Source organism: Brachyspira sp. SAP_772, assembly GCF_009755885.1.
Taxonomy (GTDB): Bacteria; Spirochaetota; Brachyspiria; order Brachyspirales; family Brachyspiraceae; genus Brachyspira.
The window spans coordinates 78,741-92,407 of sequence record NZ_VYIX01000001.1; the positions used below are offsets into that span (position 1 = coordinate 78,741).

Consider the following 13,667-nt stretch of genomic DNA (forward strand, 5'->3'; position numbering starts at 1 on the left):
TTTTGTAAATAATCTGCAAGTCTTTTTTATTTATTATTAGACTTTTTTAATTTATCTCTATGGCTTCTATAAATTATTATAGGCATATCAGCTGTTATTAGTTTCTCTTCTTTCATGCCTAAATATGATTCTTTAGAGCTTTGAGTTTTTACTACATCTTTATCTTGCTTTAATACATAAGCTGAGAATTTTTTGCCTATAAAGTTTACTATATTTTTTATTATAGGTATGTTTACAAGTTTTTGATAAAATCTAATATAAATAACTGTGTTCTCATCATCAACAGGGGCAAATACTCCAAACACTCTCATTTTATCAAATATATAATTCTGCCAAATATTAGGAAAATAAAAATATAAAAAATATTTAAAATCTTCTTTTTTCATTTCTGAAGCACTTAAAGCCTTTTGCCCATTGTCAATTACATTGTTTACATAAAACTTTAATATATTATTATCTTCATCTATCTCTACTAATGGACCATTAACTAAAGTTTTATTTCCTTTGCCTATTGTGTTGTAATGAACAAAAGAAATATGCACTACATCAAGCTGATTTTCTATGCATCTTGTATAATGATTATGCCACTCATCTTTTATTGTTGAGTAGGAAAACTTGTTATCTTTCAAATCATCCGGAAACATTATCTTATCATTAATTTTATCTTTATCACCATACCATAACCATATTAAGCCATAAAGCTCTCTCACCTCATAGCTTTCAACAAAAAATCTTTCATCAACTTTAGTGTTTTTTCCATTAGCAGGAATCATTACAACTTTACCGTTTTTGTCAAATTGAAAACCATGAAAAGGACAAGCTATATTATTACCGCATACTTTTCCAGAGGATAATGAAGCCCCCCTATGACAGCATTTATCTTCTATACAGCATATATTATTATTTTCATCTCTCCAGAATACTAGATTTTTATTTAATCTTTTAGCGAAGAGAGGTTTACTTTTCTTTATTTCTTTAGAGTCTAACACTCCATACCACATATTGTATATCATATGTTTGTCCTTAATTTAATATCAACATTTCATAATTATATATCTTTATTTTAATAAATAAACATTTTATAAGATGAATTTTATAATAAATTATAGATGTATTATTAATTATAAAAGCTTTGTGAAATATTGAAATTAATTATATTTTATAAATTTCTATTTTTTATAGATATATTATCAGCTTTTTATAATTTATTTGGTATGGACTTCATAAAATATAGTTCTTTTGCTTCTTTTATACCAATACCGAGTAGGTGCCTATAGGCAAAAGAAGTTGGGTGCTACCCTACGGGCACGCTTCGCATGGGGCTAAGCCCTGCAAATAATTTAAAAAAATAAATTTTAATAAACTTAAAAATTTTTAGTATATACAAAACATATTAATAATATAAATTTTATAAAATTACTACAATTATAATCTTTTATACGCTTGTTATTAATATTTTTTAATATATAATACTATAGAAAATAATTCAGTTTTTCAATTTTTTTTAATAAATTAATTTAAGGAAATAATAATATGGCTTTATCTATAGGAATAGTAGGACTTCCAAACGTAGGAAAATCAACACTTTTTAATGCACTAACAAATGCACACGCAGAGGCAGCTAATTATCCATTTTGTACTATAGATAAAAACGAAGCCACTGCTATAATAAAAGATGAAAGAGTTGATAAACTAGCAAATCTTTTTAAATCAAAAAAGAAAGTTTATAACACTACTACATTTGTTGATATAGCAGGACTTGTAAAGGGAGCTTCTAAGGGTGAAGGGCTTGGAAACAAATTCCTTTCACATATTAGAGAAGTAAATGCAGTTCTTCATGTTGTGAGAGTATTTGAAGATGGAAACATTACCCATATAGGAGAAGTTGATCCATTAAGAGATTTGGACATTATATTAACAGAACTTATGCTTGCAGATATTGAAACACTTAATGCAAGAATGGAGAGACAAAAAAAGGTTGCTAAAGGAAGCAAAGCAAAAGCAGTAGAAGAAGAGATTGCATTACTTGAAAAAATACTTCCAGAGTTAAATAATTTTAAGCCAATATTTAGTTTAGATTTAACCGACACAGAAAAAGATATATTAAAACCATTATTTTTATTAACATCAAAGAGCATGATGATAGGGGCTAATTTATCAGAAAATGAATTAGCTAACCCAGAAAAAAATTCTCATTATGTAACACTTCAAAATTATGCCAAAGAAAGAAATATAGAACTTATACCTTTCAGTGCTAAAATAGAAGCAGATTTGCAGGATTTGGACGAAGAGGAGAGATTAAGCTATTTAGAAGATTTGGGAGTTAAAGAATCTGGAGTAGAGAGATTAACTAAGGCAGGACATAAATTATTAAAGCTTTTAACATTCCTTACTTCTGGAGAAGATGAAACTAGGGCTTGGACTGTGAGAGAAGGTGCTTATGCTCCAGAGGCTGCTGGGGTTATACACAGTGATTTTGAGAGGGGATTTATTAGTGCTGAGGTTATTAACTGTGATAAACTTTTAGAGCTTGGAAGTTTTGTTAAGGCTAAAGAGGCTGGTGCTATTAGGCTTGAGGGCAAACAGTATCTTATGCAAGAGGGAGATGTTGTAACTTTTAGGTTCAATGTTTAACTTACTTTCTATAAGAGTTTAAAAAAGTTTAATTCCAAATAAAAATATATAAAACTATTAAATAATAATAAAATGAAACTGAATTTTGAGGCGAAGTATATTAAGCTATATGTATTGTCATCGTTTATAGGGGCAACGGTTGGGTTTATAGTATCTTTTTATAGGATGATATTATATAGACTAAGTATTAATATTTTTTATGTTTCAAATTTTATTCTTAGCAAATGGTATTATCCTATAATAATGTTTATAGTTTTAATAGCTCTTGGCTCTCTTATAGGGTTAATACTAAGACATTACCCTCAGATAAGAGGTGCGGGAGTTCCTCAAATAAATTATTATTTATCGCTTAATGAACCTAAAAATATTTTTGTTGAAATAATATTAAAACTTTTGGGTAGTATGATATCTTTTGCAAGCGGTCTTTCACTTGGAAGAGCCGGCCCTTCTATGCATATAGGTACACTTGTTGGGCTTTTTTATCATAAACATTTTTATAGTCATATATCCAAATATAGAAGATATCTTATTATATCTGGTGCTTGTGCGGGTATGACTGCTACTTTTAGTGCACCATTTACGGGGATTGCTTTTTCTTTTGAAGAGCTTAAGGAAAATAAAAATCATATAGTTTTTGTTTGTATAGCACTCTCTTCAATATCTTCTATACTTGTAATAGAGCATATTTTAGGGCAGTCTATGATACTTAATTTTAACTTGCCTAGAATACTTGAAGTAAGACATTATATATCATTACTTCCTTTAGGATTAATATGCGGACTTCTTGCTTCTTTTCAAAATATACTAATGAACACATTTAACAAATTCTATCAGAATATAAAAAATGATATACTTCGCCCTGTACCTGCTTTTATAACTGCTGGTATTATGATAATGTTTTTTCCTTATGTATTAGGAAGTGGTGATTTGCTTATAGGAAGTATAGTAATGGATAAGTTTCCTATATATATGCTAGTTATACTTATATTTGTTAAACTTTTTTATACATCAGTATGCTCTACATCTGGAGCTGTGGGGGGAGTATTCTTTCCTACTTTTATACTTGGTTCGTCTATAGGTTCTTTGTATGATATTTTTTTGGTACATTATTTTCCAGAATATATTATGTATGGAGATTTGTTTATAGTGTTGGGCATTACTTCTATGATGTCAGGTATCACAAGAACACCTATAATGGTATGTATATTAATATTAGAGATCTCAAGTTCTGTATCAAATTTCGTTGCTCTTATGATAGTCGCTATAATATCATATATGGTAGCTAAGGTTCTTGGAGTAACTTCTATATATGATCATAATGATTAATAAATGATTTGGAGATATTATGGAGTTTCATCAAGAGTTATTTAATGATTATTTAAAAGAATATTATAATATTTTTGAAGAATTATTAAACTGTTTAGAAAATAATGATGAAAAAAAATTTAGAGATAAAGTTAATATATTTGCATATCAAAAAGATAATGAGGTGGAATATACAAAAGATAAAAAATATAATGAAAGATTAAAATTAGTTTTATCTATACTCTATCATAAAAATATAAACTACTTAATGAATAAAAAATCATTTGAAGATTTACTTGTTTTTTTGTTTGAAGAAGAGATAAAAGATAGGCAAACTAATTCTTATCAGGGAATAGGTACTTCTTTAGAAATTATGAGTTTTTTATTCGTTAAACTTTATAATGATGATATAAATAAATTACTCTCTAAATATGCATATTTATTTGATAAAGCAAAAAATGCAAACTTTGATTGTAATTGCGGTTATGGTGTTGATTATTATAATTATTATAATGAAAGATTAGATCAATTAAATATAGATTCTATAATATCGTATTTTATAGATATTGATGAATTAAGATTGTGTTCAAAACTTGTTGATATATGGAAAAGCAATATAAAAGAATGGGACAAAAAGAATTTAAATAAATTAAAATATTATGAGGAACTTATAGAAGATAAAGAATCTTTACTTAAAACTACTAAAAAACTTTTTGAAATGGCTGTTGAAGAAAATGAGAGTAATTGGGATATAGTTTTTGCTTTAGATACTTATCTTAAATCTTTAATTGATAATAATAAACATGATTATGCTTGGCAGTTAATATCAAAATATATGAATAATATAAAAAATATTCAAGATGATAAATTTTATAATATTAATTTAGGTAGACATATAATAGAAAGAGCAGCTGATATAATGCTTAATATTAATAATGAGAAAATAGAAAAAGAAATATGGGCTTTCATTAGCGAGCCTTTTAAAAATAAACATTTTCATTTTTATTTGAAATTATACGAAAAAGTTTTATTATGCTGTGATATTGTAAAAGATGAAAAATTAAAAAATAAAATATCAAAAGAGTATCAGAAAGAATTGAAAAAATTTGAAGATATATTTAAATAATTTTGCAAATTATTAGTATATAATTGAATAACTATATTTTAACTAAATAATACAACAAAAAGCCGCCTAAAAATAATAGACGGCTATAATTTTTTAATTATTAACTTAAGCTTTTACAACTTTCTTTTTATATATTGTATCAACTATAAGCCCCAAAGCATTATCACCAGATACATTGCAAGCAGTACCGAATGAGTCTTGAGTAATGTATAGAGCAACCATTATAGCACTTAAAGGACTATCAGGACCGCCAAGACCAACCATATAAAGGAATGGTAAAGCTGTCATTATAGAACCGCCGGGAGCACCGGGAGAAGCTATCATAGCAATACCAAGCATAGCAATAAATGGAAGTATAGTGCTGTAAGTTATAGGAATCTGATTCATTAAACATACTGCTGTAGCACATGCTGTAATTGTAATCATAGAACCTGCCATGTGAATATTAGCACAGAGAGGAACTACGAAATTTCTTATTTGTTCAGATATTCCATCTTTTTCAGCACATTGTAAATTAACAGGTATAGTAGCAGCAGATGATTGTGTACCTAAAGCGGTTGCATATCCTGCAATTTGGTTTTTCATAAGCATAAAAGGATTTTTCTTTCCTATTGAGCCAGATACTAAGAATGCTATTAATAAATAAAGTAAATGCATTATGATTACTACTATAAATACTTTCCATAATATTCCTAATATTACAAAAGTTTTTCCAGATCTAGTCATATCAACAAAAGTACCGCAAATATAAAGAGGAAGTAAAGGAATTATAGATACACGCAAAACTTTGTCTATTATAGTAGATAATTCTTTGAAAACATGATATAGATAATCTCCTATTTCTTTGCCTCTCATAGTAGATATTCCAAGACCTATTATAAATGCAAATAAAACAGCAGCTAAAGTATCTAGTAAAGGTGTTACAGTTATAGATAAATAAGGAGCAACAGAATTACCAGCAGCATCAGCAATTCTTTGAATGTCATCAGCACTCATAAAGCTAGGAAACAAGTTATAAGCAACTAAGAATGATGCAGAACCAGCAATTAATGTAGAACCATAGGCCAATATACAAGTTATAAGCAGTAAAAAACCAGAGCCTTCTTTTAAATCAGCTATACCCATAGATACATAAGAAACTATCATCAAAGGTATTACAAATTTTAGATAAGAGCTGAATATACCAGATGCAGTTACTATGACTCTAGATATTACTTCTGGTATAAATTGCTGACCAAAAAATATACCAAGTAAAATTCCAATAATCAACCTAGGCACTAATCCAAGTTTAAATTTTTTTTCCATTTTTACTCCTTAAAATATTTAAAAATATTTATAATTACTAATATATACAAAAATCACAATAAGTAAATAAAAAATCACATTTTTTTGTATTTAATAACTACAAATAGTAATATTATTTGCTGTAAATTTACAATTTTGGTACAATGTAATAATAACATATTGATTTTAATATAAAACTATATATACTTTAAATTGTATAAAAAATTAGGGGATATAGAAAATGGATAAAAAGCTGTATGATAATTATATTAATATTTTAAAAGAGGAGTTAGTTCCTGCTTTGGGATGTACTGAGCCTATAGCTATAGCTTTTGCTGGTGCTAAAGTAAGAGAGGTTTTGGGAGACATGCCTGAATCTGTTGTAGTGAAATGCAGCGGAAATATTATTAAAAACGTAAAAGGTGTTACGGTTCCTAATTCTAATGGGCTTAAAGGAATTGATGTTGCAGCTGTTTTGGGAATAGTTGGGGGAGATGCTAGTAAAAATCTTGAAGTATTAAGCAGTATTAAACAAGAAGATATTGACAATACAAAAAAATTACTTAAAACAGATTTTTGTAAGTGCGAGCTTATAGAAAACGTTGAAAACTTATATATTATCATTGAAGCTAAAAATAAAAAATCTAATGCTATAGTTGAAATAAGAAATGGACACACTAATATTACAAAAATAATTAAAGACGGCAAAGAAATTTTTAAATCTGATGACAATTCTTCTTCAAATTCTAATACAGACAGAGAGTCTCTCACCGTTAAAGATATATACACTTTTGCTAACGAAGTAAAAATAGAAGATATAAAAGATGTAATATCAAGACAAATAAATATGAATACAGCTATATCCAAAGAAGGTATAAAAAATGAATATGGTGCTTCTGTTGGAAAAACATTATTAAAATATTATGGGGAAGATGATATAAGAAATAAGGCAAAAGCTTATGCTTCTGCAGGTTCTGATGCTCGTATGGGCGGATGTGCTATGCCTGTAGTTACAAATTCGGGAAGTGGTAATCAGGGGATTACTGCTTCTATTCCTGTAATAGAATATGCATCACATTTAAAAGTATCTGAAGAAAAATTATACAGAGCTTTAGTGTTATCTAATTTAATAGCTATTTTACAAAAGAAACATATAGGTAAATTGTCAGCATTTTGCGGAGTTGTATGTGCTGCTACTGGTGCTGCTTCTGGTATTGCTTATTTGCATGATGCTACATACAAACAAATATCTGATACTATAATTAATGCTTTATGTACTATAGGCGGAATGGTTTGCGATGGAGCTAAATCTTCTTGTGCTTCAAAGATTGCTGAGGCTATTGATTGCGGAATACTTGCTTTTAATATGGCTAAAGATGGTAAAGTATTTAAGTCTGGTGATGGGCTTGTAAAAGATGATGTTGAGGCTACTATTGACAGCATAGGAAGAATGGCTAAAGAAGGCATGAAGGCTACCGATGTTGAAATACTCAATATTATGATAGAAAAATAATTTCTTTTTTTATTTATTTATTTTTTATAATATAGTATAATATATAAACTATTTATAATTAATAATATTAGGGGATTTTAATATGCCTAGTTTAAGTGATAAAGAAATTAATGCAACTTTAGCAAAAATTAGAAAAGATTATGCTGAGGGTGCTGAGAAATATGGTGCTAGAATATATAATGTAGATTCTTTTAATAATAGATATAGAGAAGCTTTAGAGAAGAGGCAGGATTTATCTAGTTTTTTATTATTAGAACTTAAAATATTAGAAGATATTAAAACAACTTTAATTCAAAAAGAAGAAGAAGCACAAAGAAAGAAAGCTGAAGAAGAAAAAGCAAAAGAAAACTCTTTCATGAAAAAAGTTGATAATATGATAGAAAAATTTAGAAATGCAGTAGAAAAATATCCAGAAGCTAAATTGCATGACAAGGCTGATTATGAACTTCAGCATTTATATGGTGCTTTTAGAGAATTATATGAATGTTTTTCTGTTGTAAGATATTTTTCAAGCGGACCTGCTAGTGATTATATAGTAGAAACAGCTTTGAAAGATTATGATAATAAATTTCAGAGATTTGTAACTCCAATAGGTGAGAGACGCATTCCAGAAATGTTTAGCGATTATGTGTATGCTTTAGATAAAGGTGATAATTCAAGCAGATTTGAGCAGTTTATATTAAAAGAGGCTGGATTTTTGCTTCATTCTTTTATTGATAAAATGAATGCTATAAAAATGATGGTTTTAAAAAATAGCTTTGAAAATAATATTATATTGCCTGAATCTCTTAGCTCTCAATCTCCAAGGGTATATTCATTCTTTAAAGGAAAAAGTAAAGAAGATATTTATAATGCTACTATAGCTTATGCTTCTGCTATGATTAATGACTTTAGATTACAAAGTTTTAGAAAAGATGAAAATTAAAATATTTGTTTTATTTTTAGTTTTTTTTAGCTTAAGTTTTACCTATGATGCTTCTAATATTAATAATGCATATATGTTTTATAGAGCCAAAAATTATAAGAAAGCTGCAGAATTATTAGAATATGAAATTAAAACTACGCCTGTACTAAAAATAGAATATTATGAGATGCTTGCAAATTCATATATGTATATGAAAGATTATAATAATATGCTTAGAGTGGCAAGAGATGGTATTATAGTGAATAGATTTTCTCATAAGCTTTATTTCCAGAAAGGTTATGCTTTATATAAATTAGGTAGAACTAATGAGGCTATCGAACCTATAAGACACTCTTTAATATTAAATCCTGATGATGCTTATATGAATAATTTTTTGGGATTATTATATCTCTATACTGAAGATTATAATTTAGCTGAGGCTGCTTTTTTGAAGGCTAATATATATAGCACTAATAATGTTGTATATATGATTAATTTGGCTGCTACTTATGAAAGAGATAAAAATTATATATCAGCTTTAAAGATTTATGAAGATGTTTATAATATAGATAAAACTTATAGAAATGTGGCTGAATCTATAAATAGAGTTAAAAATTACTTGGGATATACAAACGAAAACATAAAAGTTGCAAATACTGTTGAAACCACTCATAATGAAGACACAGAAGTTAATTCAATAGAGCCTATAGTAAGTACAAATCAAATTGTTACTAATAATACATATACAACTAATACAATTAATACTAATAATATACTAAACAACACAAATCAGTAATAATACTTATGAAAGAGATTATAGATATATTAAATGAATATTCAAACAAGAGAAATACTAATTTATATTCATATTTAAAAATTGCCAATAAGTGGAATATAATTATGGGTGATGTTTTATCTAAGATATGTTATCCTTCATTTTTTAGAAATGGTATTTTAACAGTTAATGTTATAGACAGTGTATGGGCTAATGAGATTGTTATGAATAAAATAAAAATATTTAATAATATAAAAAATGAAACTAATATTGTAGTTTATAATCTTGTTACAAGAATAGATGATATTAATAATAATAATTTTGAAAATAATAACAAAAAAAACTATATAAAAAAAACTATAACTGAAGAACATAAAAAATGGGCTGATAAAACTATAAAAGAATCTAATATAGAAGATGAGAAAATGAGAGAGAAATTTTATAATATTTTACTTGAGGCAGAGGATTAAATAATAAAATGTTTCTTATTGATGATGAATATATAAAAAAGAGTATATCTATTTATAAGTCTACTAGAAGTGTAATTACATTAAAAGAGATTAATGAACATTTATCTAGATATATTTATAATTATCCAAGAAAGGCATTTGGAATTAATCATGAAAGTGCTTTAGATTTTTATTGCTATTATCTGGAGAGAATAGAAAATATTATACTAAAATATAATGAGACTGAAGTTAAGTTTATCACTTGGTTTACTTATACATTAAGAAATAGTTATTTAAATTATGTAGATTATAAAAAGAGAAAAGAAAAACATAATAATAATGTAGAAGAAGTTTCTATAGATGCTCCGATTTGTAATAGAGAGGCTTATACTTTGCATGATGTGTTATATGACACAAAAAGTTATTCTTTAAGCGATTATGTAGACAGTACTGATGATATAGAAAGTATCAGTTTGAAGATGTTTAATTATATAGAGAGTGTTTTTAATGAGAGGGATTCTCTAACATTCTTTATGCATAATTTGGAGCTATTTATAAATCTTGTTTCAAAACCATTAATGAATTATTTTAATATTTCTTATGAAGAGGCATATTCTATTATTGAAAAAGCAAGGGCTACTTACATACATAAATATAATGATATAATAAAGCTTCAAGATTCTATAGCAAATATTAATTCACAAATTGCAGAAAATAATAGAAAAGGAATTTTTACTATACATTTGGCTAGCAAAAAACAACAGCGAATAAAAAAATTGCAATCTATTAAAGTTACTGTTAGCTATGACTTTTTATCTAAGCTTTTTGATATTACTGTTAATGCTGTTACAAAGATTATAAAAAAGATAAAAACTCAATTAAAGGAGAGTTTTAAGCTATGAATAATAATGTTCAAAAATATGAAGAAGAGATTATAAGATATGTAAGCGACTTAGAGGTGTCAAAAGAATTTTTATCTTTACTTGAAAATGATATTAATATTCAAAATAGAGTTAATAGTTTAAGGTTTGATTTATTTGTAATGGATAATATAGAAGATTCTAATATGTTTGAGAAATCTATTAATAAGGCTTCTATTAAAATAAAAAATGGAATAATTGACAGCTTTAATTATTTTTCTATATTAACACCGCTTTTGAGTAGGGGAGAGAATAATACTGAAAAAAGCTATATTTATAAAAACATAGAGATAAGCAAATACGAAAATGAATATTATTTAAATATTAGAGATATAAAAAAATATTGCATAATACATAAAAACAAAGAGGAGATAATTAATATTTGGGGCGATAAAGAGAGTTATGAATTAAAGTTAGTTGATGGAGATTATAATATAAAAACAGATTATTATGAGTGTGATATAAATATAGAATAAGTAAAAGAAACATGGTTTATAATTTTTAGGCTATACGAAGTAGGTTATAAAATGAAAAAAATATGCAAATGGGCTAAAACTGAGATAGAAATAAAATATCATAATGACGAATGGTGTAAGGTTTGTCATGATGAGAATAAATTATTTGAGATGCTTATACTTGAAGGTATGCAGGCTGGTTTAAGCTGGAGATGCGTTTTAAATAAGAGAGAGGCTATGAGAGAAGCTTTTGACAATTTTGATTATAAAAAAATAGCTAATTACAATGAAAAAAAAATTGCATCACTATTAGAAAATAAAGCTATTATTAAAAACAGAAGAAAAATAGAAGCTTTAATAACAAATGCAAACAAATTTATAGAAGTTCAAAAAGAGTTTGGAAGTTTTGATAAATATATATGGAGTTTTACAAATAATGAAGTTGTATATAATAAACTAAACTATGATGATGCACTTCCTGCCGAAAATGAGCTTTCAAAAACTGTAAGCAAAGATTTAATTAAAAGAGGCTTTAAATTTGTAGGAAGTATTATAATATACAGCTATTTAGAGGCTATAGGTATTATTAATGACCATTATGCAGATTGCCCTTTTAAATAAAAATTATATTACTTATCTTTTCCAGTAATGGACTCTACTATATTAACCAAGTTTGAAATAGAGCGGTTAAAATAAACAAGTACATCTCCATATAAATGGGCATTCAATGCTGGTATTAAAGATTTATCAACATTGTCATAATGCCTTTGCCTTGCTTCATAATAGAATGACTTTATTGTGTGGTATCTTTCCATAGCTTCTTCATAAGTTTTTTCTCTATTTATAGAATAATTATTAAGTATGAGAGTTGATAAATAATCTATAAAGTCTTTATTGTTATGAAGCATTTGAAGTATATCTTTTTTTTGTATTTCATTAAATAAAGTTTTTTTCTCATTTCCTTTAATAATGGCCTTAGCTAAATCTTTTAAATTATCGCCTAAGTTTTCGTAGTATGTACTAATGTTAATTAAAGAAGCAATATCTGCAGAGTTTAGAGTGCTTTTTCCTAGAAGTTTAAGTAAGAATGTATGTATTTCATTATCTGTATTATCCAGCATTTTTTCATGGTCACGAATTTTATTAATAAGCTTTTCACTAGGGTTTTCAAATAGCTGTTCTATTCTTGAGAGCATTTTTTTAGCAATTTCTCCCATATATGCCACCTCTTTTCTCACTTCTATCTCAGCAGAAATAGGCATATGCAAAAGTCTGTCAGACAATAAGCTAATATGTTTCTCGCCGTCTTTATCTTTAATAATTAAGCAAACAATATATTCTAATTTATCAGTGAGGAAGAAAAATACTATAACGTTTATTATATTAAAAATAGTGTGAGCTGCAGCAATATAGAAAGATATATTAACGTAATTGTTATTAACCACTAAATCAGGTCCGCCTGACACCATAAAACCAACTATAAACTCAACAAGTTTAAGATAGTATGGGAATAAGAAGAACATATAAATTACACCGAATATATTAAATAAACAATGCACTAAAGCAGCTCTTTTAGCATTAATAGAAGCACCTATTGTAGCTAGCACTGCAGTTATAGTAGTACCAATATTCTGACCAAGTATTAAAGCAACAGCAGTAGGGAAGTCAATCAAACCAACAGTAGCAAGCGATATTGTAACACCTAAAGCAGCACTGCTTGATTGTATTATAGCAGTTACTACAGTACCTATTACTACACAGAAAAATCTTCCTTGAAGAGTGTAGGCATTTGCCATTAAAAATAAGTTTTTAAAATTTTCAGAATCTCTTACACCCTCAAAAGCCATTTTCATTAAAATAAGCCCATAGAATATCATACCAAAGCCCATTAATATTTCACCGAAAAATTTTAGTTTTCTATTTTGGCTTGCAAATATTACTATGATAGAACCTATACCCAAAGAAGGTAATGCTAAAATATCTATATCTAATGAAATTATCCAACCAGTAACAGTAGTACCAATATTAGCACCCAATATAATGTTTATTGCCTGAGATAATGTTAGTATGTTTGCATTAACAAAACTTACAGCCATTACAGTAACAGCACTACTAGATTGTACTATAGCAGTAATTGAAAAACCAAGAGCTATGCCTAATATTTTGTTTTGAGTAACTTTATGAAGTATTTCTTTTAATGTGTTTTCAGTACTTTCCTGAAGACCATCAGAAAATACCTTAAGCCCATACATAAAAAGCCCAAAACCGCCTATTAATGAAAAAAGCAAAGTAAATATCATAT

The 13,667-nt window shown here is 27.1% G+C and carries 13 protein-coding genes; 10 read left to right on the forward strand and 3 right to left on the reverse strand.

Features of this window, described 5'->3' with window-relative positions; genetic code table 11:
• Positions 1-26: 26 nt before the first annotated feature.
• Complete coding sequence (locus GQX97_RS00310) at positions 27-1,013, reverse strand: aromatic ring-hydroxylating dioxygenase subunit alpha (protein WP_157149978.1); 987 nt, start codon at positions 1,011-1,013, stop codon at positions 27-29.
• Positions 1,014-1,533: 520 nt separating this feature from the next.
• On the opposite strand from GQX97_RS00310, the gene ychF reads away from it, so the two are divergent.
• The 3 genes from ychF (at position 1,534) to GQX97_RS00325 (ending at position 5,065) form a co-directional block, all read left to right on the forward strand.
• The gene (gene ychF, locus GQX97_RS00315; protein WP_157149979.1) at positions 1,534-2,634 is read left to right on the forward strand and encodes a redox-regulated ATPase YchF; all 1,101 of its coding nucleotides are present in this window, start codon (positions 1,534-1,536) and stop codon (positions 2,632-2,634) included.
• A 72-nt stretch (positions 2,635-2,706) separates the two neighbouring features.
• On the forward strand, positions 2,707-3,960 hold the full coding sequence (locus tag GQX97_RS00320) for a chloride channel protein (RefSeq protein WP_157149980.1): 1,254 nt from the start codon (positions 2,707-2,709) through the stop codon (positions 3,958-3,960).
• A 19-nt stretch (positions 3,961-3,979) separates the two neighbouring features.
• The gene (locus GQX97_RS00325; RefSeq protein WP_157149981.1) at positions 3,980-5,065 is read left to right on the forward strand and encodes a hypothetical protein; all 1,086 of its coding nucleotides are present in this window, start codon (positions 3,980-3,982) and stop codon (positions 5,063-5,065) included.
• A gap of 105 nt (positions 5,066-5,170) precedes the next feature.
• On the opposite strand, the gene GQX97_RS00330 is transcribed toward GQX97_RS00325, so the two are convergent.
• Entirely contained in the window at positions 5,171-6,370 is a 1,200-nt protein-coding gene (locus tag GQX97_RS00330) for a dicarboxylate/amino acid:cation symporter (protein WP_157149982.1), read from the reverse strand.
• 220 nt (positions 6,371-6,590) lie between these two features.
• Here GQX97_RS00330 and GQX97_RS00335 point away from each other — a divergent pair, with 220 nt between their 5' ends.
• The 7 genes from GQX97_RS00335 to GQX97_RS00365 all read left to right on the forward strand — a co-directional run bounded on the left by GQX97_RS00335 (position 6,591) and on the right by GQX97_RS00365 (position 11,986).
• A complete protein-coding gene (locus GQX97_RS00335; RefSeq protein ID WP_157149983.1) occupies positions 6,591-7,862 on the forward strand; it encodes a serine dehydratase subunit alpha family protein in 1,272 nt (423 codons plus the stop codon).
• Positions 7,863-7,944: 82 nt separating this feature from the next.
• The gene (locus GQX97_RS00340) at positions 7,945-8,787 is read left to right on the forward strand and encodes a hypothetical protein (protein WP_157149984.1); all 843 of its coding nucleotides are present in this window, start codon (positions 7,945-7,947) and stop codon (positions 8,785-8,787) included.
• Positions 8,747-9,562, forward strand: coding sequence for a lipopolysaccharide assembly protein LapB (locus GQX97_RS00345; RefSeq protein ID WP_157149985.1), 816 nt, complete (start codon positions 8,747-8,749; stop codon positions 9,560-9,562). Before GQX97_RS00340 ends, GQX97_RS00345 begins: the two co-directional genes overlap by 41 nt.
• Positions 9,563-9,570: 8 nt before the next feature.
• Positions 9,571-10,011 carry a DUF721 domain-containing protein gene (locus GQX97_RS00350; RefSeq protein ID WP_157149986.1) on the forward strand — a complete coding sequence of 147 codons (441 nt, stop codon included), beginning with the start codon at positions 9,571-9,573 and terminating at the stop codon, positions 10,009-10,011.
• Between the two features lie 8 nt (positions 10,012-10,019).
• Positions 10,020-10,892 (forward strand): sigma-70 family RNA polymerase sigma factor, encoded by an 873-nt coding sequence (locus tag GQX97_RS00355; protein WP_157149987.1) that lies wholly within the window; start codon positions 10,020-10,022, stop codon positions 10,890-10,892.
• A complete protein-coding gene (locus GQX97_RS00360) occupies positions 10,889-11,386 on the forward strand; it encodes a hypothetical protein (protein WP_157149988.1) in 498 nt (165 codons plus the stop codon). The genes GQX97_RS00355 and GQX97_RS00360 overlap by 4 nt, the downstream gene beginning before the upstream one ends.
• A 51-nt stretch (positions 11,387-11,437) precedes the next feature.
• Positions 11,438-11,986, forward strand: coding sequence for a DNA-3-methyladenine glycosylase I (locus tag GQX97_RS00365; RefSeq protein ID WP_157149989.1), 549 nt, complete (start codon positions 11,438-11,440; stop codon positions 11,984-11,986).
• An 8-nt stretch (positions 11,987-11,994) separates the two neighbouring features.
• Here GQX97_RS00365 and GQX97_RS00370 read toward each other — a convergent pair whose 3' ends face one another.
• A complete protein-coding gene (locus GQX97_RS00370) occupies positions 11,995-13,665 on the reverse strand; it encodes a Na/Pi cotransporter family protein (RefSeq protein ID WP_157149990.1) in 1,671 nt (556 codons plus the stop codon).
• Positions 13,666-13,667 lie beyond the last annotated feature (2 nt).

Coding starts and splice junctions, on each gene's coding strand:
- GQX97_RS00310 (WP_157149978.1), bottom strand. CDS start 1,013: ATGATATACAATATGTGGTATGGAGTGTTAGACTCTAAAGAAATAAAG.
- ychF (WP_157149979.1), top strand. CDS start 1,534: ATGGCTTTATCTATAGGAATAGTAGGACTTCCAAACGTAGGAAAATCA.
- GQX97_RS00320 (WP_157149980.1), top strand. CDS start 2,707: ATGAAACTGAATTTTGAGGCGAAGTATATTAAGCTATATGTATTGTCA.
- GQX97_RS00325 (WP_157149981.1), top strand. CDS start 3,980: ATGGAGTTTCATCAAGAGTTATTTAATGATTATTTAAAAGAATATTAT.
- GQX97_RS00330 (WP_157149982.1), bottom strand. CDS start 6,370: ATGGAAAAAAAATTTAAACTTGGATTAGTGCCTAGGTTGATTATTGGA.
- GQX97_RS00335 (WP_157149983.1), top strand. CDS start 6,591: ATGGATAAAAAGCTGTATGATAATTATATTAATATTTTAAAAGAGGAG.
- GQX97_RS00340 (WP_157149984.1), top strand. CDS start 7,945: ATGCCTAGTTTAAGTGATAAAGAAATTAATGCAACTTTAGCAAAAATT.
- GQX97_RS00345 (WP_157149985.1), top strand. CDS start 8,747: ATGACTTTAGATTACAAAGTTTTAGAAAAGATGAAAATTAAAATATTT.
- GQX97_RS00350 (WP_157149986.1), top strand. CDS start 9,571: ATGAAAGAGATTATAGATATATTAAATGAATATTCAAACAAGAGAAAT.
- GQX97_RS00355 (WP_157149987.1), top strand. CDS start 10,020: ATGTTTCTTATTGATGATGAATATATAAAAAAGAGTATATCTATTTAT.
- GQX97_RS00360 (WP_157149988.1), top strand. CDS start 10,889: ATGAATAATAATGTTCAAAAATATGAAGAAGAGATTATAAGATATGTA.
- GQX97_RS00365 (WP_157149989.1), top strand. CDS start 11,438: ATGAAAAAAATATGCAAATGGGCTAAAACTGAGATAGAAATAAAATAT.
- GQX97_RS00370 (WP_157149990.1), bottom strand. CDS start 13,665: ATGATATTTACTTTGCTTTTTTCATTAATAGGCGGTTTTGGGCTTTTT.